Here is a 20,276-nt window from a genome sequence, read left to right on the forward strand (position 1 = left end):
CCGATGAGACGCGCCGAGGAGTCCCAGTTGAAGAGTTCCGCCCAAGATCAGATCGTCCTGCTCGCCCCGCTGAGCGGGCCGATCGTCGCGCTGGCCGATGTGCCCGATCCGGTGTTTGCCGGCGGGATGTTCGGCGACGGCATCGGCATCGACCCGCTCGCGGGCCGGCTCGTCGCGCCGTGCGCGGGCGTCGTGTCGCATCTGGCGCGTACCGGCCATGCGGTGACGATCACGACGCCGCAAGGCGCGCAAGTGCTGCTGCACATCGGCATCGACACCGTCGAGCTGAACGGGCAGGGCTTCACCGCACGCGTCGAGGACGGCGCGCACGTCGCGCCGGGCGACCTGCTGATCGAGTTCGATCAGGACGTGGTCGCACGCAGCGCGCATTCGCTCGTGTCGGTGATCGCGATCGCGAACTCGGATGCATTCGACGTCGTCGAGCGCGCCAGCGGCTTCGCGACGGCCGGCGAGACGCCGCTGCTGACGCTGCGCGCCAACGGCGCAGCGGCCGGGCAGGCCACGCAGGCCGCTCATGCGACGGCGACCGCGACTTCGGCGCACGAAGTGCGCCGCCAGATCGTGCTCACGCAGCCGGGCGGCCTGCATGCGCGCCCGGCCGCGCGGGCGCGCGAGTCCGTGCGCGGTTTCGACGCGACGGTCGACGTGCAGTTCGACGGCCGCCACGCGTCGATCGCGAGCGTCGTGGGCCTGCTCGGCCTCGGCGCCGGCGAAGGCGCGACGGTCGAGCTGATCGGCCGCGGCGCGCATGCGCAGCAGGCCGTCGACGCGGTCGCGCGCGAGCTGCTGCGCGAAGCGCACGGCGAAGTGGAAGAGACGCCGGCACGGCTGCGCTCGCCGGCGCCGCCGACGCTGCGGCACGACGACGGCGCGGCGCGCGCCGGCGCGCCCCTCGATCCGAACACGCTCGCGGGCGTATGTGCGGCGCCCGGCATCGCGGTCGGCACGCTGGTGCGGCTCGACGATGCCGACATCGTGCCGCCCGAACAGGCGAGCGGCACGCCCGCGTCGGAAAGCCGCCGCCTCGATGAGGCGCTGAAGGCGGTCGACGCCGAGCTCGGCGAAACGGTGCGCAACGCGTCCGCGCGCGGCGCGGTGGGCGAGGCCGGCATTTTCGCGGTGCATCGCGTGCTGCTGGAGGACCCGACGCTGGTCGACGCGGCGCGCGACCAGATCAGCCTCGGCAAGAGCGCCGGCTTCGCGTGGCGCGCGACGATCCGCGCGCAGATCGACACGCTGTCGCGGCTCGACGACGCGCTGCTCGCCGAGCGCGCGGCCGATCTGCGCGACATCGAGAAGCGCGTGCTGCGCGCGCTCGGTCACACGAGCGGCGCGACGCGCGCGCTGCCCGACGAGGCCGTGCTCGCCGCCGAGGAGTTCACGCCGTCGGACCTGTCGTCGCTCGATCGCGAACGCGTGACCGCGCTCGTGATGGCGCGCGGCGGCGCGACCTCGCATGCGGCGATCATCGCGCGCCAGCTCGGCATCCCGGCGCTCGTCGCGGTCGGCGATGCGCTGTACGCGATTCCGGACGGCACGCAGGTCGTCGTGGACGCGAGCGTGGGCCGGCTCGAACATGCGCCGAGCGCGGTCGACGTCGAGCGTGCGCGCCACGAACGCGAGCGCCTCGACGGCGTGCGCGAAGCGAACCGCCAACATGCGCGCGAAGCCGCCGCGACGGCCGACGGCCGCGCGATCGAAGTCGCCGCGAACATCGCGACGCTCGACGACGCGAACACCGCGCTCGACAACGGCGCCGATTCGATCGGGCTGCTGCGCACCGAGCTGATGTTCATCCATCGTCAAACCGCGCCGAGCGTCGTCGAGCACCGGCAGAGCTACCAGTCGATCGTCGACGCGCTGCAGGGCCGCACCGCGATCATCCGCACGCTCGACGTCGGCGCGGACAAGGAAGTCGACTATCTGACGCTGCCGCCGGAGCCGAATCCGGCGCTCGGCCTGCGCGGCATCCGGCTCGCGCAGGTGCGCCCCGATCTGCTCGACGATCAGCTGCAGGGTCTGCTCGCGGTGAAGCCGTTCGGTGCGGTGCGCATCCTGCTGCCGATGGTCACCGACGCGGGCGAACTCGTGCGGCTGCGCGCGCGCATCGACGAATTCGCGCGGGCGCAGGGCCGCACCGAGCCGATCGAGGTCGGCGTGATGATCGAGGTGCCGTCGGCGGCGCTGCTTGCCGATCAACTCGCACGGCACGCGGATTTCCTGTCGATCGGCACCAACGACCTCACGCAGTACACGCTCGCGATGGACCGCTGCCAGGCCGACCTCGCCGCGCAGTCCGACGGCCTGCATCCGGCCGTGCTGCGCCTGATCGACATCGCGGTGCGCGGTGCGGCGAAGCATGGCAAGTGGGTCGGCGTGTGCGGCGCGCTCGGCGGCGATCCGCTCGCGGTGCCGATCCTCGTCGGCCTCGGGGTGACCGAGCTGTCGGTCGACCCGGTGGCGGTGCCGGGCATCAAGGCGCGCGTGCGCCGTCTCGATTACCAGCTGTGTCGCCAGCGTGCGCAGGATCTGCTCGCACTCGACTCGGCACAGGCGGTAAGGGCAGCAAGCCGCGAGGTCTGGCCGCTCGACTGAACGTCGACGGCGGGCGCGCGTCCCGTATCACCACGAAAGCAATTAGGTCAACGACGCTTCACGACGAGACAATGGACTGGAGGACTGAATGGACGGGAATCCGTTTCTGAAGATACAGGGGCTGGGCCGCGCCCTGATGCTGCCGATCGCGGTGTTGCCGGTCGCCGGCATCCTGCTGCGCCTCGGCCAGCCGGACGTGTTCAACATCAAGATGATCGCCGACGCCGGCGGGGCGATCTTCGACAACCTGCCGCTGCTGTTCGCGATCGGCGTGGCGGTCGGCTTCGCGAAGGACAACAACGGCGTCGCGGCGCTCGCGGGCGCGATCGGCTATCTGATCGAAACCGCGATCATGAAGGACATCGATCCCAAGCTGAACATGGGCGTGCTGTCCGGGATCATCGCGGGCGTGGTGGCGGGCTTGCTGTACAACCGCTACAAGGACATCAAGTTGCCCGACTACCTCGCCTTCTTCGGCGGCAAGCGCTTCGTGCCGATCATCACGGGGCTCGCGTGCGTGGTGCTCGGCATCGTGTTCGGCTATGTGTGGCAGCCGATCCAGCATGCGATCGACGCGGCCGGGCAATGGCTGACGACCGCGGGTGCGATCGGCGCGTTCGTGTTCGGCTTCCTGAACCGCTTGCTGCTCGTCACGGGCCTGCACCACATCATCAACTCGCTCGCGTGGTTCGTGTTCGGCAACTTCACGCCGCCGGCCGGCGGCGAGATCGTGCACGGCGACCTGCACCGCTTCTTCGCGGGCGATCCGACCGCGGGCACCTTCATGGCCGGCTTCTTCCCGATCATGATGTTCGGCCTGCCGGCCGCGTGTCTCGCGATGCTGCACGAAGCGCCGAAGGAGCGCCGCGCGATGGTCGGCGGCCTGCTGTTCTCGATGGCGCTCACGTCGTTCCTGACCGGCGTGACCGAGCCGATCGAGTTCAGCTTCATGTTCCTCGCGCCGGTGCTGTACGTGATCCACGCGGTGCTGACCGGGCTGTCGCTCGCGATCTGCCAGATCCTCGGCGTGAAGCTCGGCTTCACGTTCTCGGCCGGCGCGATCGACTACGTGCTGAACTACGGGCTGTCGACGAAGGGCTGGATCGCGATTCCGCTCGGCATCGCGTACGGCGTCGCGTACTACGGGCTGTTCCGCTTCTTCATCCGCAAGTTCAACATGGCGACGCCCGGCCGCGAGCCGGCCAGCGCAGATGCGGCGGCCGAATCGTACGCGTCGGGCGGCTTCGTCGCACCGGCCGGCGGCGCGGCTGCGGCCGCCCCGCGCGCGCAGCGCTACATCGCTGCGCTCGGCGGTGCGGGCAACCTGACGGTCGTCGACGCCTGCACGACGCGTCTGCGCCTGAGTGTCGTCGATCCGGACAAGGTGTCGGAGCCGGAGCTCAAGGCGATCGGCGCGCGCGGCGTGCTCAAGCGCGGCGGCAACAGCGTGCAGGTGATCATCGGGCCGGAGGCCGACATCATCGCCGACGAGATGCGGGCGGTGATCGGGAGCGGTGCGGCCGGGGCCGCAGCCGCAGCGCCGGCCGCGGCCGCGCAATCGACGGCGCAAGCGGTCACGGGCGCGGCGGCCGGGCCGCTCGATCCCGATCCGCTGCGCTGGCTCGCGGTGTTCGGCGGCGCGACCAACGTCGCAGCGCTCGACGCGATCGCGACCACGCGGCTGCGCGTGGTCGTGCGCGACGCATCGGCCGTCGATCGCGAACGGCTCGGCACGCTCGACGCCGCATGGGTGTCGCCGGACACGTTCCACATCGTCTGCGGCAATGCGGCCGCGCGCTATGCGCAGCAGCTCGGCGCACGCCTGCCGTCGACCGGGGGCGGCGCGGCCGCGCAACCGGCCTGACGCGACGCTGCCGGTCCGTCTGCGTTGCCGCAGCGGGCCGGCTGCCGGCCCCAGTACGAAAACGGCTTGCGACCGATGGGGCGCAAGCCGTTTTTACTTGGGGGCGGTGCCACTGCTCAGTGTTCAGTGCCGGTGCTCCGATCCGCCTCGCGCCTCGCCCACCCCGTGCAACTGTGCGCCCCTTACGGGTTCGTCACCGTGAAGCTCGGCTTGCGATAACCGATCCCCGCGCGGTCGAGCTTCGGCAGCTCGCGCTGGACGACCAGCGTCGCGAAGCCGGCCCAGTCTCGCTGGAGTGCCGCGGTGTCGACGTGATGCGTGTCGCCGCGCTTGTAGCGCACGCCGGCCGCATAGGGCAGCTCCCAGTCGGCGCGATGCCACGCGCGTTCGGCGAGTGCGAGCAGCCGCGGATACACCATGTACTCGAGGAATGTGTCGTTGCGCATCACCTCGCCCCATGCCTGCCCCTGGATGCCCTCGATGCGCGGCGCGGGGCCCGTGCCGGTCGCCTCGAACGCGTTGCCGTCGCGATCGCCCATCACCTCGGCGTTCTGCGGCAGGTTCTCGGGCGCGAGCGAGAACACCTTGTACTCGTCGGTTGCCTGCGATCCCCAGTAATAGCCGCGCTCGCGCGGATTCAGCGTGTACGGGAAGTCGAAGTACAGGTAGTCGGGCAGCGCGAGCACGGTCAGATAGCCGGCGTTGCTGAGGTCGCGCGCGCTGTCCGCCGCGCCCCAGAAGATCGTGTCCCACAGCGACACCATCACGTGGCGCGTGCTGAAATCGCGCGGCCCGTTTGCGTGCTTGATGCCGTCCTGCCACGCGGCCATCGTGTCGATCCCGTTCGCGTCGACCGCCGCGCTGACCTGTTTCGCGAAGCGCGTCGGCAGCTCGTCGATCGAGCGGATCTCGCCACCCTGCAGCAGCGCCGCGCACGCGGGCGAGCGCGCCCACGGCTTGTCCTGTGCGGCGAGGTCGATGCGCCCCTTGTTCGGATCGGTGCCGTTCAGCGGCTGGAAGCCGCCGCCGAGCAGGATGTTCTTCGCTTCGTCGCCGCCGAAATGCCAGATCCGCAGCGGCGCCTGCGCGTCCGCGTGCATCGCCGCGATCTCGCGGATCACCTTCGACGCGAAGTTCAGCGCGCCCGGCACGCACGGGTTCAGATCGCTGCGTCGATCGTAGAACTGCACCGTGGTCAGGTTCGACGTGTCCTGCGGGTCGAGCAGCCGATACGCGTTCGCCTCCTGGTCGCGGCCGGCCGCATGCAGGCGCCGGTAGCGCGCTTCCATCGACACGACGGCCGCGCGCGCGTGGGCCGGCATGTCGATTTCGGGAATCACCTCGACGAAGCGGTCGGCCGCGTAGCGCACCAGCGCGACGTAGTCGGCGCGCGTCAGATAGCCGCCGCCCGAGCGGTTGTCCGGACCGGAGCCGAGCTGCGGCAGCAGGCAACGCGTCTCGGACGGATCGTGACAGCGGCGCGCGCCGATGTCGGTCAGCTCGGGCAGCCCGGGGATCTCGATGCGCCAGCCTTCGTCGTCGGACAGGTGCAGGTGCAGCCGGTTGAGCTTGTACGCGCTCATCTGGTCGATCAGGCGGCGCAGCGTCGCCGGATGCTTGAAGTTGCGCGCGAGATCGACGTGCATGCCGCGATGCGTGAAGCGCGGCGCGTCCTCGACGAGCAGTGCCGGAACCGGGCCGCCGCCGGCCGGCGCGAGCGAGAACAGCGTCTGCACGCCGTAGTAGAGGCCGGCGCGATCGTAGCCTTCGACGAGCACGCCGCGCGGCCCGATCGCGAGCCGGTAGCCGCCCGGCGTCGCGATGTCGGCCGGCAGCCGGCGCGGCGCGACCACGCCGCGCACGCGCGCGCGGGCGCCGTCCAGCCCGAGCGTCGCCGCGCGTTCGCGCAGCGCCGCGACCTGCGCATCGGGCAACTCGGGCAGCACCAGCTCGACGCCGCGCAGCTCGAGCGCGCCGGGCAGCCGCTGCTCGCGCTTCACGCTCGGCAGCGCGCGGCTCGCGTCCGGCCGCGCGGCCACCGGCGGCGCATTGCCGGTCGAGCTGTTCTGCGCATCGGCCGGCAGCGATTCGACGTAGCGCAGTTCGTCGTCGGTATCGTTGTAGCGCAGCACCGCCGGCGGCGCGCCGTCGACCACCACATACGGGCGCGGTATCACGTCGCTGTAGCGTCGCAGCCAGTATTCGGCGACGAACGGCAACGCGATGCGCTCGCCGGGCGCGAGCCGCAGCGAGCCCGGCTGCGGCGTCAGCTCGTACAGGTCGCCCGTGAGCCGCCGCAACGCGAAGCCCGGACGATCGATACGCAGCAGCCGTCGGATGCTGTGCAGATAGAGCTTCCAGCCGCCGTCGGCGATCGGCTGGTGGCCGCGGTTCTGCAGGAACAGGCGGCCGGTCGCGCAGGCGGCGCCGTCGGCGCCGAGATCGGCGCACGGCACGCCGGCCGCCGCCGCATGGTTGTTGTCGACGGCGACGCGCAGCGCGAGGCCGTTCGACAGCAACGCAGCGAGGTCGGCCGGCTGCATGGCGGGCCGCGCGATGCCGGCGGCCGGCACGACCACCGAGGCGGCCACCGAGCCGGCGCCGGCCGGCACGGGTTCGGCGCGGCTTGCGGACGGCAGCAGCGCCGCGATCAGCACGCCGGCAAACAGGAAGGGCAACGGGCGTTTCATTGGAACTCCTGAGAAAAAGGGTGGCGCCGCGGCGGCGTCGGATGACGTCGCTGCGATCGGGTCTTTCAACGGAGCTGCGGGGACATCGACGCGCGGTGCGAGCGGATCGCCCCACGCGGGTTCGGCACGCGACGCGCGTGCATTACGGAACGGGAGGCGGGCGCGCGTGCCGATCGGGGCGGCCGGCGCGTGACGGCGTGTTCATCGAGGGAGAGCGGCCGCGGCGGAGTCGACGCGGGGGTCGTGGCCGCGCTGCGCCAGGCCGGCCACGTGATACGCCGCTGCACGGCGATCAGCCGCGGCGTGCGGCCGGCGAAACGGCGCGCGTGCGCGCGCCTGACACGGGATGCGCATGTCTGCCCCACCAGATGGATCCGGCCTTGCGGCGGCCGTGTCCAACGATCTTATGAAACCTTTGATTGGTATTCAAGTGGTATCAATCTGGCGCTAAATTGGCATCGGCGCCACCGGCATACGCGCCGCCTGCGGACGAAAAAAAACCTCGCGCGAGGCGAGGTTCTTTCCGGACGACGGCGGCGCAGCGATCTGCCGCCGGCCGCGGGTCAGTCGCGGCGCGTACGCACCGCTGCTTCCTGCGGCTTCTGCCGCGCTTCGAGCCACATCGCGTTGACGATGCCGAACGACAGCGCGACGCCCATACCGAGAATCCAGCTGAAATACCACATGGTCCGACTCCTTGCGAAACGGTGGACGAGGGCGCCGTGCGCCCCCGGCCGAGTTCAATACATCGAGTGCTTGTTCTCTTCGAGCGCCTGATGCGTGACCTTGCCGCGCATCACGCGATACACCCAGCCCGTGTAGAGCAGGACGATCGGCAGGAACACGATCACCGCGATCAGCATCACCTGCAGCGTCTTGTGGCTCGACGTCGAATCCCAGACGGTCAGGCTGCTGCGCGGGTCGAGCGACGACGGCATGATGAACGGGAACATCGAGAAGCCCGCCGTCATGATCACGCCGGCGATCATCAGGCCGGTGCAGAAGAACGCGGTCTTTTCCTGCTTCGAGCCGGCGAGCAGCAGCGCAAGCAGGCCGCCCGCGATGCCGACGACGGGCGCAGCGATCATCCACGGGAATTCGTGGTAGTTCGACAGCCACAGGCCCGAGCCGGCGGCGACGTCCTTCAACAGCGGGTTCGCGACCGTGTCGGTCGGCGCGGCGTGGGTGATGTGGAAGCCGCCGATGTACGACGCGACCAGCACGCCGGCCAGCACGAACAGCACGACGGCGAGGAACGACGACACGCGCAGTGCGACCGACGCGCGGCGCGCGATCGCGCCGTCCGTCTTCATCTTGATGAATGCGGCGCCGTGCGCGACGAGCATCGTGAGGCTGACCAGCCCGCAGAGCAGCGCGAACGGGTTCAGCAGCGCCCAGAAGCCGCCGTAGTAAGTGACGCGCAGGTCGGTGTCGAACTGGAACGGCACGCCTTGCAGCAGGTTGCCGAACGCGACGCCGAACACCAGCGCCGGGACGAAGCCGCCGACGAACAGCGCCCAGTCCCAGCCCGCGCGCCAGCGCGGATCGGGCCGCTTGCTGCGGTAGTCGAAGCCGACCGGCCGGAAGAACAGCGCGAACAGCACGAGCAGCATCGCGAAGTAGAAGCCGGAGAACGATGCGGCGTAGACGAGCGGCCAGGCTGCGAACATCGCGCCGCCTGCCGTGATCAGCCACACCTGGTTGCCTTCCCACGTCGCGCCGACCGTGTTGACGATGATGCGGCGTTCGTCGTCGGTCTTGCCGAGGAACGGCAGCAGCGCGGTTGCGCCCATGTCGAAGCCGTCCGTGACGGCGAAGCCGACCAGCAGCACGCCGACGAGCAGCCACCAGATCAGCTTGAGAGTTGCGTAGTCCATAGCGATTCCTTGTTCCGTTGCGAGGGCGTGCTCAAACCGAGGCACGCTCGCCAGCCGGGGCGAGTTCGTGGTGATAGCGGCCGGTATGCAGCGACGACGGGCCGAGGCGCGCGTACTTGAACATCAGCTTGATTTCGATGATGAACAGTGCCGTGTAGAACAGCACGAAGCCGGCGATACTCAGGTACAGGTCGTTCACTTGCAGGCTGGACGAGGACAGATGGGTCGGCAGCACGCCCGCGATCGTCCACGGCTGACGGCCGAGCTCGGCGACGATCCAGCCGAATTCGATCGCGATCCACGGCAGCGGGATCGCCCACACCGCATAGCGGAGGAACCAGCGGCGGTTGTCCTGCAGCAGCTGACGGCGCGCGCACAGCCAGAACGCGGTAACGAACGTCGCGACGAACAGGAAGCCGAGAGCCACCATGATCCGGAACGAGAAGAACACGGGCGCCACCGGCGGGATCGTCTTCTTCGCCGCGGCCTTGATCTGGTCCGGCGTCGCATCGGTCACGTTCGGCGTGAACTGCTTGAGCATCAGCCCGTAGCCGAGATACTGCTTGTGCTGGTCGAACAACGCGCGGGTTGCGTCGCTCTTGTCGCCCTGCTTCATCTTCTGCAGTGCGCCGTACGCGATCATCCCGCTCTGGATGTGCTCCTCGCTGAGCTTGGCGAGATCGCGCAGGCCGGTCACCGGTTCGTCGATCGAGCGCGTCGCGATCAGGCCGAGCGCGTACGGGATCTTGATCGCGTAGTCGGTGCGCTGTTCTTCCTGATTCGGCATGCCGATCAGCGTGAACGAGGCGGGCGCCGGCTGCGTTTCCCATTCGGATTCGATCGCGGCGAGCTTCATCTTCTGCACTTCGCCGGTCGTATAGCCCGACTCGTCGCCGAGCACGATCACGCACAGCGTCGCCGCGAGGCCGAAGCCGGCCGCGACCGCGAACGAGCGCAGCGCGAAGTCGACGTCGCGCTTGCGCAGCAGGTACCACGACGACACGCCGAGCACGAACATCGCCGCCGACACGTAGCCGGCCGACACGGTATGCACGAACTTGACCTGCGCGACGGGGTTGAACACCACGTCGAACAAGCTCGTCATCTCCATGCGCATCGTCTGGTAGTTGAACTCGGCGCCGACCGGATTGTTCATCCAGCCGTTCGCCACCAGAATCCACAGCGCGGAGAGGTTCGAGCCGAGCGCGACGAGGAACGTCACGATCAGGTGCTTGACCTTCGACAGCCGGTTCCAGCCGAAGAAGAACAGGCCGACGAACGTCGATTCGAGGAAGAACGCCATCAGGCCTTCGACCGCGAGCGGCACGCCGAAGATGTCACCGACGTAGTGCGAGTAGTACGACCAGTTCGTACCGAACTGGAATTCCATCGTGATCCCGGTGGTCACGCCCATCGCAAAGTTGATACCGAACAGCTTGCCCCAGAACTGCGTCATGTCCTTGTAGACCTGTTTGCCGGTCATCACGTATACCGCTTCCATGATGACGAGCAGCCAGGACATGCCGAGCGTCAACGGCACAAACAAGAAGTGGTAGAGCGCCGTGATGCCGAACTGCAGACGTGACAGATCGACTACTTCGCTACTTATCATGGTGGTCTCCCTCGGTGGATGCAGGCGCCGGCACCGAGAGCAGCTTCTCGGCGACGACGGCAGGCGGAAGCGACATGTGCGCAGCCTGCGGATGATTGAAAAATGCGTATTTGAGCGACATCAGGAGGATCAGCTTGACGATCAATAGCAGCGTGATGTCGCGCATCAATGTGGGCCCTCGCGCCCACGCGACGATGCGCGTGCGCCAGCCGATCGGGGCGGCGGCCTGCGCGGGGGGCGGCGCAGGCTCTTTATTGATCGAGATCAAGGTAATTATCCTGAATCGACGTGTGTGGTTTGGGGGCGACTTTACGTCGGATTTATGACCGCAATGAAGGTGTTTTAATCCTTTTAAGCCGACATGCCAATTTTAGATTGCGCGCCTTACGATGCCGAGTGTCGCGCTGCGGCAGACCGTCGCGAACTGCCGGCCAAAGATTGAGGCAGATCAAGGTTGTGCGGAAGGGGCTCGCAGCCTGCCGATACCCAATCGAATATGTCTATTAACGGCGGAAAGGCGGCAATCATAAGTGCAAAAAAAACCGCTGCCGTTTGGCAGCGGTTTTTGCGTGAAGCGCGCTGAATTGCCGGTGCTTATGCCGGCGCTTATGCGTACTCGGCGAGTGCAGTGCGCATCTTTTTCATTGCGCTCGCTTCGATCTGACGAATGCGCTCTGCGGACACGCCGAATTCGGCCGCGAGGTCGTGCAGCGTCGAGCCGCCCGAGCCGTCGTCGTCGACGTTCAGCCAGCGCGCCTCGATGATGCGACGGCTGCGCGCGTCGAGTGCCTCGAGCGCTTGCGCGATGCCGTCCGTCTGCAGCATGTCGCGTTGGCGCGCGGCGAGCACGGCGGTCGGCTCGTTGTGCGAGTCGGCCAGATACGCGATCGGCGCGTATGCTTCCTCGCCGTCTTCGACCTGGCCTTCGAGCGCGATGTCGCCACCCGACAGGCGCGTTTCCATCTCGGTCACTTCTTCGCGCTTGACGTTGAGCTCCTGCGCGAGGCCGTCGATTTCCTCCGGCGTCATCGCCTGCATGCTCTTCTTGTGGCTGCGCAGGTTGAAGAACAGCTTGCGCTGCGCCTTCGTCGTCGCGACCTTCACCATGCGCCAGTTGCGCAGGATGTACTCGTGGATCTCCGCCTTGATCCAGTGGATCGCGTACGACACCAGGCGCACGTTTTGCGCAGGGTCGAACCGCTTCACCGCCTTCATCAGGCCGATGTTGCCTTCCTGGATCAGGTCGCCGTGCGGCAGGCCGTAACCGAGATAGTTGCGCGCGATCGACACGACGAGCCGCAGGTGCGACAGCACGAGCTTGCGTGCCGCGTCGAGGTTGTTGTCCTCGCGGAACTCGGTCGCATACCGGCGTTCTTCCTCGGCGCTCAGCAGGGGAATCCGGTTGACGGCCTGGATATAGGCGTCGATGTTGCCCAACTGGCCCGGCAACAGCGATTGGGTTGCGAGCGCCAGCGAGCCTGCCGATGCGGCCTTGGCCGGCGTCGGGCTCAGGGTGTTCGGAAGGGTCAGGGCGTGGCTCACTAAAAACTCCTTTGGAATCAGGGACAAACCCCTGGTCTCGGACGAGATTCCGAGTCTCATCTTAGCACTCCCGTAATCCGAGTGCTAATTCCTTAGAGCGCGGGTGGGCATCGAAGTTCCCGTTTTCTATCGGAATGCCCATGTTGATAGTATATCGTGCGACTCGCCAACTCGGGCGAAGTTCCGTAAAGCGTTGTTTTTGTTGGTAATCAGTACAGGTTTTCGATTTTTGTTGTTTCGGAAGGAAACCATTTCACTTCGTGATGCCGATCCGAAAAGTCCTTTACCATACCATTCTGTTCGCTCGGGCCCGGCCGGTGCGGCAAGGCCCACATTCAACCCATAAAGTTGGAGTGTTAGATGAACAACAAGAAGAACCGTCGGCCCCGTAGCCGGCTTGCCTTGCATGCGTTGCTCACGGCGTCGCTGCTGGCCGGATCGGGAGCCGCGTGCGCCGATCGTTGGGGGATTCAGGCCGGCGGCGGTTTCTCCGATCGCCACGGCGTCGACAAGGGCGATCTCGGCGTCGTGTGGGATCCGGGCTGGAACTGGTGGGAAATCGGCGGGTGGCACTTCGCTTTCGTGGTCGAAGGGCATGCCGGCTACTGGCATACGGGCGGCAACGTCCACAGCAACATCGGCGAATTCGGAGTGACGCCGATGTTCCGCTTCGTCAAGAGCGCGGGGCAGATCCGTCCGTTCATCGAGGCCGGCGGCGGCGTGCGGGTGCTCACGCATCCGACGATCTCCGATCATTTCTCGCTGTCGACGGCGTTCCAGTTCGCGCCGACCGCAGGCGTCGGCGTGGAGTTCGGCCAACGGCAACAGTATCAGGTCGGCTACCGTTTCGAACATGTGTCTAACGCGGGTATCAAAGAGCCGAATCCTGGTATAAATTTCCACCAGTTCTACCTGCAGTACAACTTCTGATCCGCACGCCCGCCCACGGCGGGCGCGTTGCCGAGGAGTCAGGCGATGGCGAAGGTGGTCGATGCGATTCGCGCACTCGAGCGCGATCGGTTCCGAGCGATGGTCGATGGGGACGGCGAGGCGCTCGACGCGCAATTGTCCGACAAGGTGTTCTTCGTGCACACCAACGGCAAGCGCGAGACCAAGCAGCAGTTCATCGACGCCATCGTCGCCGGCCGCCGCCGCTACCGCCAGATCGAGATCCAGTCGCAGGACCTGCTGCCCGTCGGCGACGCAACCTGCGTCGTCACCGGGCGCGCGCTGATCGAGATGGAAACCAACAACGGCGGCCTGGTGTTTCCGATTGCCTATACGGCCGTCCATACCCATGAGCACGGGCAGTGGCGTCTGCTCGCGTGGCAGGCGACGCGATGCGCGACCGAGACATGAGCGCGCGTGGCGCTCGTTTTCGTGTCCCGACCGAAGCGGCTTTCTGAGCCGCTTTTCATTGGCCCGTGCAGCGCGGATCGCGCGGTGCACGGGCGGTCACGCACCGCTCGCTGACCTTTGAACCTGTTCCCGCAGCCCGTTCAGGCCGCCGCACGGCGGTCAGCGCAGTGCCACGCCGACCGGTTGATCGCGCTCACGAGCGCATCGAGCGCGGCGCTCGCCACGTCGGCATGCACGCCGACGCCATGCCGCAGCGGCGCATCGCCGACCCGGCAGCCGACCGATATCGCAATCCGGCCGTCCGTCGTGCGCGTGTGTTCGCACGACGCGACCTCGATCGGCGCGCCGGCGGCGCCCGCGAAGGCCGCGGCCGCCTGCTGCACGACCTCTTCGGGCGCGGCGTTGGCCGGCGCTGCGTACGCGAGGTCGCGATTGCTCCAGCGCGCCGTATCGCCGTGGCGCGCGGCCGGCCCGTCGGTCTCGAAGAATTCTCGGGCGAACAGCGCGCAGATCGCGTCGCCGGTCACTTCTTCGCCGGAGGCGTCGGCGAGCGTCTGCACGGCGTGGCTGAACTCGATCTGCACGCGGCGCGTCGGCGTGAAGCCCATCCCGCGTTCGAGCAGGAACGTCGCGCCGCCCTTGCCGGACTGGCTGTTCACGCGGATCACCGCGTCATAGCTGCGGCCGAGGTCGGCCGGGTCGATCGGCAGATACGGCACTTCCCATACGGCGTCCGGGCGCTGCTGCGCGAAGCCCTTGCGGATCGCGTCCTGGTGCGAGCCGGAGAAGGCGGTGAACACGAGATCGCCCGCGTACGGATGGCGCGGATGCACCGGAATCTGGTTGCAGCGCTCGACCACGCGGCGCACCGCGTCGATGTCGGAGAAATCGAGGCCGGGGTCGATGCCCTGCGTATAGAGGTTCAGCGCGAGCGTGACGAGATCGACGTTGCCGGTGCGCTCGCCGTTGCCGAACAGGCAGCCCTCGATGCGATCGGCGCCCGCGAGCAGCGCCAGCTCGGCGGCGGCTACCGCGGTGCCGCGATCATTGTGCGGATGCACGGACAACACGATGCTGTCGCGGTACGCGAGATTGCGGTCCATCCACTCGATCTGGTCGGCGAACACGTTCGGGGTCGCCGCTTCGACGGTCGCCGGCAGGTTCACGATCATCTTGTGATCGCGCGTCGGGCGCCAGGCCTGCGCGACCGCGTCGCACACTTCGCGCGCGAACGTCAGCTCGGTCATGCTGAAGGTTTCCGGCGAGTATTGATAGGTCCAGTGCGTGTCCGGGCGGGCGGCCGCGTGCTCCTTGATGAGCCGCGTGCCGTCGACCGCGAGCGCCTTCACGTCGTCCTTCGACATCCCGAACACGATGCGCCGGAACGACGGGCAGATCGCGTTGTACAGATGGACGATCGCGCGCGGCACGCCGTCGAGCGCATCGAACGTGCGTGCGATCAGGTCTTCGCGCGACTGCACGAGCACTTCGATCGTCACGTCGTCCGGAATGCGCTTTTCGTCGATCAGCTTGCGGACGAAATCGAAGTCGGTTTGCGACGCCGACGGAAAACCGACTTCGATTTCCTTGAAACCGATCGCGACCAGCATGTCGAAGAACTCCAGCTTCTGCTCGATGCTCATCGGCTCGATCAGCGACTGGTTGCCGTCACGCAGGTCGGTGCTCATCCAGACCGGCGCACGCTCGATGGTGCGGGTCGGCCAACGGCGGCCATTGATGCGGACGGGTTCGAACGGACGGTACTTGTCTTGCGGATTGCGCTTCATCTTCTGGACCTCGGGTCTCAAGTCGCGAGCGAAGACGGGCGGCATGGGCGACGGTTGGCGCTGCCTCGCACCGGCGCGCGCAACGCGCGCAGCAGATGCGGATGATCTTCGCGAATCGACCGACGGATAGACGGACGAATGCTGACGACTTCGGGTTGTAAAAACTGCGAGAAAGGTGCTGCGAGGAACTGCAGGGAGGGACCGTGCGGACAGCACACGGCGCTAGGACAGCCTTAGGCTAGTCGTAGCGATAGCGACCGCGCTAGGCGGCCGGAGGTAATTCGGAGGGGGTTCGGAAAGGAACGCATGGCGAGAACTCTATGCCAGGATGCCAGCGCGTGTCAAATGGTCGGGAAAATCGCGGCCTGGATAGTCGGCCGAATGGCCGGCACGACAGCGGCCGATACGTCAGCGGCCGGCACGACAGCGCGCCGCCCGCGGAGGCCCGTCACGGTGCGAGCCGCGTCAGCCGCACGATCGTTTCGACCTGACGCGCGAGCGCGTCGGGCACCGGCACCTCGCCGCGCAGCACGGCGCCGGTCCACGCGGCCGTCGTCGCGGCGTCGCGCGATTCCGGCAGCGCGACGGGCGGCGCGTCGTCCGACGAGCGCTCGGCCGCGATCAGCGTGTCGCAGATGCCGTCGTGCAGCCAGTCGACCTGCACCTGGCGGCGCGTGTCGGCCACCGCCTCGCCTTCGGTGCCGCGCGCGAGCAGCGCGCCGCCGAGCGCCGCTTCCGGATGCTCGCGAAACAGTTGCGCGAGGCTGTCGCGGTACGGCGGATGCGTGTAATTGACGAGCCGCAGGCCGGCCGGTGCGAACGGCTGCAGGATCTTGACCAGCGTATGCGTGGAGTTGCGCACGCCGAGCACGGCGCGCAGCGACAGCAGACGCGCAATGCGCGGCGCCAGCACGTCGATCGGCGCGAAGGCGACGCGGCGTTCGGCGAGCGTGTCTTCGATTGCGTCGTGCGAGCTTGCCGACGCGATCGACAGCGCCGCAAAGATCTCCGCGCTGGTCACCCGGCCGGGATCGCGCTCGACGCCGTGCACCAGCACCGGCACGCCTTCGCGCGCGAGCAGCAGCGCGAGCAGCGGCACGAGATTGGGTTGCTTGCGCGCGCCGTTGTAGCTCGGGATCGACACCGGCCGGAACGCCGCGTCCTGCACGTGCACGGGTTCGAACGACGCCTGTGCGGCGGCCAGCATCGCCGCCAGCTCGTCGGCGGTTTCGCCCTTCAGTCGATATGCGATCAGGATTGCGCCGAGTTCGACGTCCGACACGCGCGCATCGAGCATCGCGCGATAGAGCTCGAACGTGTCTTCGGCCGACAGCGCGCGTGCGCCGTGCGGACCGCGGCCGATTTCCTTGATGAAGCGGGCGCACGGGAACGGCGAAGCGGCTGTGGAGTCTTGGGAAGCGGTCATCGTGACGGGGCGGGCGGCCGGCATCGGGCCGCGCGCTGAGCGGTGAGGAATGCCCGAGTATCGCACGGGCGCGCGTCGCGCAAGCGCGGCCGCGTATGCCGACGCGGTGCGGCGCGCTAAACTCGGAGTCCCCGGCGGCGCATCGCGGCTTCCGCCCGGCGGCGCCGGCCGAATACGATTACGAGAGACAACCGATGAAGCTCTACAGCTATTTCCGCAGTTCCGCGTCTTACCGCGTACGGATCGCCCTGAACCTGAAGCAGCTGCCGTTCGACACGGTGCCCGTGCACATGCTGCGCGACGGCGGCGAGCAACTGAAGGACGCATACCGCGCGGTGAATCCGGATGCGGTCGTGCCGACGCTGATCGACGGCGACGCGACGCTGCAGCAGTCGCTCGCGATCATCGAGTATCTCGACGAAATGCACCCCGAGCCCGCGTTGCTGCCGAAGGCGCCGGCCGACCGCGCGTATGTGCGCGCGATCGCGCTGCAGATCGCGTGCGAGATCCATCCGCTGAACAACCTGCGCGTGTTGAAGTACCTGAAGCACACGCTGCAAGTGTCCGAGGACGCGAAGAGCGAATGGTATCGGCACTGGATCGACGCGGGCTTCGCGTCGCTCGAGACGCGTCTCGCGAACGATCCGCGCACCGGCAAGCTCTGCTTCGGCGACTCGCCGACGCTCGCCGATATCTGCATCGTGCCGCAGATGTTCAACGCCGACCGTTTCTCGATCGATACGACGCGCTTCCCGACGCTGCGGCGGATCGCCGATTACGCGTCGACGCTCGATGCGTTCAAGGCCGCCGCGCCCGGTGTGCAGCCCGACGCCGAATGATGGCCGGCTGACGTCGCCGCGGCCCGCCGCCGCCAATGAAAACGGGCGCCCGAAGGCGCCCGTTGCAGGACGTGTCGACGGCGTTCAGCCGAGCAGCGCGTCCGCGAATTCCACCGCGTTGAACGGCTGCAGGTCCTCGACCTTCTCGCCGACGCCGATGAAGTAGACGGGCACCGGACGCTGCCGCGCGATCGCGGCGAGGATCCCGCCCTTCGCGGTGCCGTCGAGCTTCGTGACGATCAGCCCGGTGAGGCCGAGCGCATCGTCGAAGGCCTTCACCTGCGTGAGCGCGTTCTGGCCGGTGTTCGCGTCGATCACGAGCAGCACCTCGTGCGGCGCGCCGTCGTGCGCCTTCGCGATCACGCGCTTCACCTTTTTCAGCTCCTCCATCAGGTGCAGCTGAGTCGGCAACCGGCCGGCCGTGTCGGCCATCATCACGTCGATCTTGCGCGCGCGCGCGGCGCTGACCGCATCGAAGATCACCGCGGCCGGATCGCCGCTTTCCTGCTGCACGACCGTCACGTTGTTGCGCTCGCCCCAGACGGCCAGCTGTTCGCGCGCGGCCGCGCGGAACGTGTCGCCCGCGGCCAGCAGCACCGACTGGTCGAAGCTCTGCAGATGCTTCGCGAGCTTGCCGATGCTGGTCGTCTTGCCCGCGCCGTTCACGCCGGTGATCATCATCACGAGCGGCTGCGCGCGGCCGAGCATCAACGATTTCTCGAGCGGCTGCAGCAGCTCGACGAGCAGATCGTGCAGCGCCGCCTTCACCTGCTGCGGGTCGGTCAGCCGGCCCACGCGCACCTTCTCGCGCAGCGCGCCGAGCAGGTATTCGGTCGCATCGACGCCGGCATCGGACATCAGCAGCGCGGTTTCGAGTTCTTCGTACAGGTCCTCGTCGATCTTCGTGTTGACGAACACGCTGGTGATGCTCGAGCCCGTCTTCGCGAGCCCCGATTTCAGGCGCGACAGCCAGGACTTCTTCGCGGACGCGTCCTGCGTCGGCGGCGGCACGATCTCGACCGCTTCGACGACTTCGTCGCTGCCGTCGTTGGTGGGCGTGACCGTCATCACGACGGCGGGCGCGCGCGCAGTGTCCGCCGCTCGCGCGGCGGGGGCCGGCGCAGCGGACGGCTCGTCCGGCTGCGGCGCGTCGGCCGGTTGCGATTCCGCGGAGTCGGGCTCCTGCGTTTTCTTGAATCGTTTGAAGAAGCTGAACATGGTTTGACGTCGGGAAGAGGGCGGGGGCCGGCATGGCGGCGCGCCGGGAGGCGTCGGGCGTGCGCACGGCGGCCGAAACCGAGCATTTTATCAGTGCGGCGAGACAGTCGCGTCAGCCGTCGCCGCCGCTGTGGTAACGTGCGCCTGTTTGGCGGCACGCCCGCGTGCGCGCCCCCGTCTCCCCCGTCGTCGATACTCCGTATGTCCCGTTCCTCTTCCGGCCGCCCCGCGGCCTCTGCCGGCCGCGGCAAGCCGCACACGATCCGCATCATCGGCGGTGACTGGAAACGCACTCCGCTCGCCGTGCTCGATCTCGACGGCCTGCGGCCGACCCCCGATCGCGTGCGCGAGACGCTGTTCAACTGGCTCGGCCAGGATCTCGCCGGCCGGCGCTGCCTCGACCTGTTCGCGGGCACCGGCGCGCTCGGCTTCGAGGCCGCGTCGCGCGGCGCGGCGAGCGTCGTGATGGTCGAGCGCCACCCGCGCGCGGCGCAGCAGCTTCGCGCGATCAAGGACAAGCTGGGCGCGCGCTCGGTCGAGGTCGCGGAAGCCGACGCGCTGCGGCTCGCGGCCGGGCTGACGCCGGGCGCGTTCGACGTCGTGTTCCTCGATCCGCCGTTCGGCGAGCCGGCCGTGCTGGCGCGCGCGCTCGCGCTGGCGGCGCCGCTCGTCGCGCCGGACGGCGCGCTGTACGTCGAAACCGGCGAGGCGCTGGAACCCGATGCGCACGAAGCGCTGGCCGGCTGGCAGGTGGTGAAGCACGGCAAGGCAGGCGCGGTTCACTATCATTTGCTGCAACGCGAAAATGATGAATAATGCGCGTTCCATACGAGGCGGCGCGCCCCAAAGGCGACGCAAGCCCATCTCGGCAGCCACGTGCGCACGGCACGGCTGCCACCCCGTTGGCGTGATGACAGGAGGAGCGACATGGTAGTCGCCGTGTATCCCGGTACGTTCGATCCGCTGACGCGCGGGCACGAAGACCTCGTGCGGCGTGCGTCGAGCATTTTTGATACGCTGGTGGTCGGCGTCGCCGACAGCCGCGCGAAGAAGCCGTTCTTCTCGCTGGAAGAACGTCTGAAGATTGCGAACGAGGTGCTCGGTCACTATCCGAACGTGAAGGTGATGGGCTTCAAGGGCCTGTTGAAGGACTTCGTCCGCACCAACAACGCACGCGTGATCGTGCGCGGCCTGCGTGCCGTGTCCGATTTCGAATACGAGTTCCAGATGGCGGGGATGAACCGCTATCTGCTGCCCGACGTCGAGACGATGTTCATGACGCCGTCCGATCAGTACCAGTTCATCTCCGGCACGATCGTGCGCGAAATCGCGCAGTTGGGCGGCGATGTCAGCAAGTTCGTGTTCCCGTCCGTCGAGAAGTGGCTGACCGAGAAAGTCGCCGCGATGGGAGGCCCGGCCGCATGACGCGGCGCCGGCCGGTTTCGC

16 protein-coding genes are annotated in these 20,276 nt (G+C 67.9%); 7 read left to right on the top strand and 9 right to left on the bottom strand.

Annotated features, from left to right (window positions below):
• Positions 1–3 precede the first annotated feature (3 nt).
• The gene (gene ptsP / locus EX20_RS01920; RefSeq protein ID WP_034192550.1) at positions 4–2,616 is read left to right on the top strand and encodes a phosphoenolpyruvate--protein phosphotransferase; all 2,613 of its coding nucleotides are present in this window, start codon (positions 4–6) and stop codon (positions 2,614–2,616) included.
• An 88-nt stretch (positions 2,617–2,704) separates the two neighbouring features.
• Complete coding sequence (gene nagE, locus EX20_RS01925; RefSeq protein WP_034192551.1) at positions 2,705–4,480, top strand: N-acetylglucosamine-specific PTS transporter subunit IIBC; 1,776 nt, start codon at positions 2,705–2,707, stop codon at positions 4,478–4,480.
• Between the two features lie 182 nt (positions 4,481–4,662).
• On the opposite strand, the gene EX20_RS01930 is transcribed toward nagE, so the two are convergent.
• The 6 genes from EX20_RS01930 to rpoH all read right to left on the bottom strand — a co-directional run bounded on the left by EX20_RS01930 (position 4,663) and on the right by rpoH (position 12,201).
• Positions 4,663–7,170, bottom strand: a complete 2,508-nt coding sequence (locus EX20_RS01930) for a family 20 glycosylhydrolase (RefSeq protein ID WP_034192552.1) — start codon at positions 7,168–7,170, stop codon at positions 4,663–4,665.
• Between the two features lie 563 nt (positions 7,171–7,733).
• Positions 7,734–7,856 (bottom strand): cytochrome bd-I oxidase subunit CydX, encoded by a 123-nt coding sequence (cydX, locus tag EX20_RS30100; protein WP_014723679.1) that lies wholly within the window; start codon positions 7,854–7,856, stop codon positions 7,734–7,736.
• Between the two features lie 54 nt (positions 7,857–7,910).
• Positions 7,911–9,047, bottom strand: coding sequence for a cytochrome d ubiquinol oxidase subunit II (cydB, locus tag EX20_RS01940; RefSeq protein ID WP_011886081.1), 1,137 nt, complete (start codon positions 9,045–9,047; stop codon positions 7,911–7,913).
• 31 nt (positions 9,048–9,078) lie between these two features.
• On the bottom strand, positions 9,079–10,659 hold the full coding sequence (locus tag EX20_RS01945; RefSeq protein ID WP_011886080.1) for a cytochrome ubiquinol oxidase subunit I: 1,581 nt from the start codon (positions 10,657–10,659) through the stop codon (positions 9,079–9,081).
• A complete protein-coding gene (cydP, locus tag EX20_RS01950) occupies positions 10,649–10,927 on the bottom strand; it encodes a cytochrome oxidase putative small subunit CydP (RefSeq protein WP_011886079.1) in 279 nt (92 codons plus the stop codon). Before cydP ends, EX20_RS01945 begins: the two co-directional genes overlap by 11 nt.
• A gap of 338 nt (positions 10,928–11,265) precedes the next feature.
• Positions 11,266–12,201, bottom strand: coding sequence for an RNA polymerase sigma factor RpoH (rpoH, locus tag EX20_RS01955; protein ID WP_014723678.1), 936 nt, complete (start codon positions 12,199–12,201; stop codon positions 11,266–11,268).
• A gap of 360 nt (positions 12,202–12,561) precedes the next feature.
• On the opposite strand from rpoH, the gene EX20_RS01960 reads away from it, so the two are divergent.
• Both EX20_RS01960 and EX20_RS01965 read left to right on the top strand, forming a co-directional pair.
• The gene (locus EX20_RS01960) at positions 12,562–13,131 is read left to right on the top strand and encodes an acyloxyacyl hydrolase (RefSeq protein WP_011886077.1); all 570 of its coding nucleotides are present in this window, start codon (positions 12,562–12,564) and stop codon (positions 13,129–13,131) included.
• A 45-nt stretch (positions 13,132–13,176) separates the two neighbouring features.
• On the top strand, positions 13,177–13,560 hold the full coding sequence (locus EX20_RS01965; protein WP_011886076.1) for a nuclear transport factor 2 family protein: 384 nt from the start codon (positions 13,177–13,179) through the stop codon (positions 13,558–13,560).
• Positions 13,561–13,700: 140 nt separating this feature from the next.
• On the opposite strand, the gene leuA is transcribed toward EX20_RS01965, so the two are convergent.
• The gene (leuA, locus tag EX20_RS01970; RefSeq protein WP_011886075.1) at positions 13,701–15,347 is read right to left on the bottom strand and encodes a 2-isopropylmalate synthase; all 1,647 of its coding nucleotides are present in this window, start codon (positions 15,345–15,347) and stop codon (positions 13,701–13,703) included.
• A gap of 448 nt (positions 15,348–15,795) precedes the next feature.
• Positions 15,796–16,773: a DNA-binding protein YbiB gene (gene ybiB, locus EX20_RS01975; protein ID WP_011886074.1), complete on the bottom strand. Its 978-nt coding sequence runs from the start codon at positions 16,771–16,773 to the stop codon at positions 15,796–15,798.
• 194 nt (positions 16,774–16,967) lie between these two features.
• Between ybiB and maiA the strand changes: the two genes are divergently transcribed.
• A complete protein-coding gene (gene maiA / locus EX20_RS01980) occupies positions 16,968–17,612 on the top strand; it encodes a maleylacetoacetate isomerase (protein ID WP_011886073.1) in 645 nt (214 codons plus the stop codon).
• Positions 17,613–17,696: 84 nt separating this feature from the next.
• Here maiA and ftsY read toward each other — a convergent pair whose 3' ends face one another.
• Positions 17,697–18,830 (bottom strand): signal recognition particle-docking protein FtsY, encoded by a 1,134-nt coding sequence (ftsY, locus tag EX20_RS01985; RefSeq protein WP_011886072.1) that lies wholly within the window; start codon positions 18,828–18,830, stop codon positions 17,697–17,699.
• Positions 18,831–19,031: 201 nt separating this feature from the next.
• Here ftsY and rsmD point away from each other — a divergent pair, with 201 nt between their 5' ends.
• Both rsmD and coaD read left to right on the top strand, forming a co-directional pair.
• Complete coding sequence (rsmD, locus tag EX20_RS01990; protein WP_011886071.1) at positions 19,032–19,646, top strand: 16S rRNA (guanine(966)-N(2))-methyltransferase RsmD; 615 nt, start codon at positions 19,032–19,034, stop codon at positions 19,644–19,646.
• Positions 19,647–19,757: 111 nt separating this feature from the next.
• A complete protein-coding gene (gene coaD / locus EX20_RS01995; RefSeq protein ID WP_006398238.1) occupies positions 19,758–20,255 on the top strand; it encodes a pantetheine-phosphate adenylyltransferase in 498 nt (165 codons plus the stop codon).
• Positions 20,256–20,276 lie beyond the last annotated feature (21 nt).

This window comes from Burkholderia sp. WP42 (genome assembly GCF_000745665.1).
Classification (GTDB): domain Bacteria; phylum Pseudomonadota; class Gammaproteobacteria; order Burkholderiales; family Burkholderiaceae; genus Burkholderia; species Burkholderia vietnamiensis.

Bases quoted from the DNA above. Each gene is read 5' to 3' on its own strand.
- ptsP (WP_034192550.1), top strand. From the start codon at position 4: ATGAGACGCGCCGAGGAGTCCCAGTTGAAGAGTTCCGCCCAAGATCAG.
- nagE (WP_034192551.1), top strand. From the start codon at position 2,705: ATGGACGGGAATCCGTTTCTGAAGATACAGGGGCTGGGCCGCGCCCTG.
- EX20_RS01930 (WP_034192552.1), bottom strand. From the start codon at position 7,170: ATGAAACGCCCGTTGCCCTTCCTGTTTGCCGGCGTGCTGATCGCGGCG.
- cydX (WP_014723679.1), bottom strand. From the start codon at position 7,856: ATGTGGTATTTCAGCTGGATTCTCGGTATGGGCGTCGCGCTGTCGTTC.
- cydB (WP_011886081.1), bottom strand. From the start codon at position 9,047: ATGGACTACGCAACTCTCAAGCTGATCTGGTGGCTGCTCGTCGGCGTG.
- EX20_RS01945 (WP_011886080.1), bottom strand. From the start codon at position 10,659: ATGATAAGTAGCGAAGTAGTCGATCTGTCACGTCTGCAGTTCGGCATC.
- EX20_RS01960 (WP_011886077.1), top strand. From the start codon at position 12,562: ATGAACAACAAGAAGAACCGTCGGCCCCGTAGCCGGCTTGCCTTGCAT.
- EX20_RS01965 (WP_011886076.1), top strand. From the start codon at position 13,177: ATGGCGAAGGTGGTCGATGCGATTCGCGCACTCGAGCGCGATCGGTTC.
- leuA (WP_011886075.1), bottom strand. From the start codon at position 15,347: ATGAAGCGCAATCCGCAAGACAAGTACCGTCCGTTCGAACCCGTCCGC.
- ybiB (WP_011886074.1), bottom strand. From the start codon at position 16,773: ATGACCGCTTCCCAAGACTCCACAGCCGCTTCGCCGTTCCCGTGCGCC.
- maiA (WP_011886073.1), top strand. From the start codon at position 16,968: ATGAAGCTCTACAGCTATTTCCGCAGTTCCGCGTCTTACCGCGTACGG.
- ftsY (WP_011886072.1), bottom strand. From the start codon at position 18,830: ATGTTCAGCTTCTTCAAACGATTCAAGAAAACGCAGGAGCCCGACTCC.
- rsmD (WP_011886071.1), top strand. From the start codon at position 19,032: ATGTCCCGTTCCTCTTCCGGCCGCCCCGCGGCCTCTGCCGGCCGCGGC.
- coaD (WP_006398238.1), top strand. From the start codon at position 19,758: ATGGTAGTCGCCGTGTATCCCGGTACGTTCGATCCGCTGACGCGCGGG.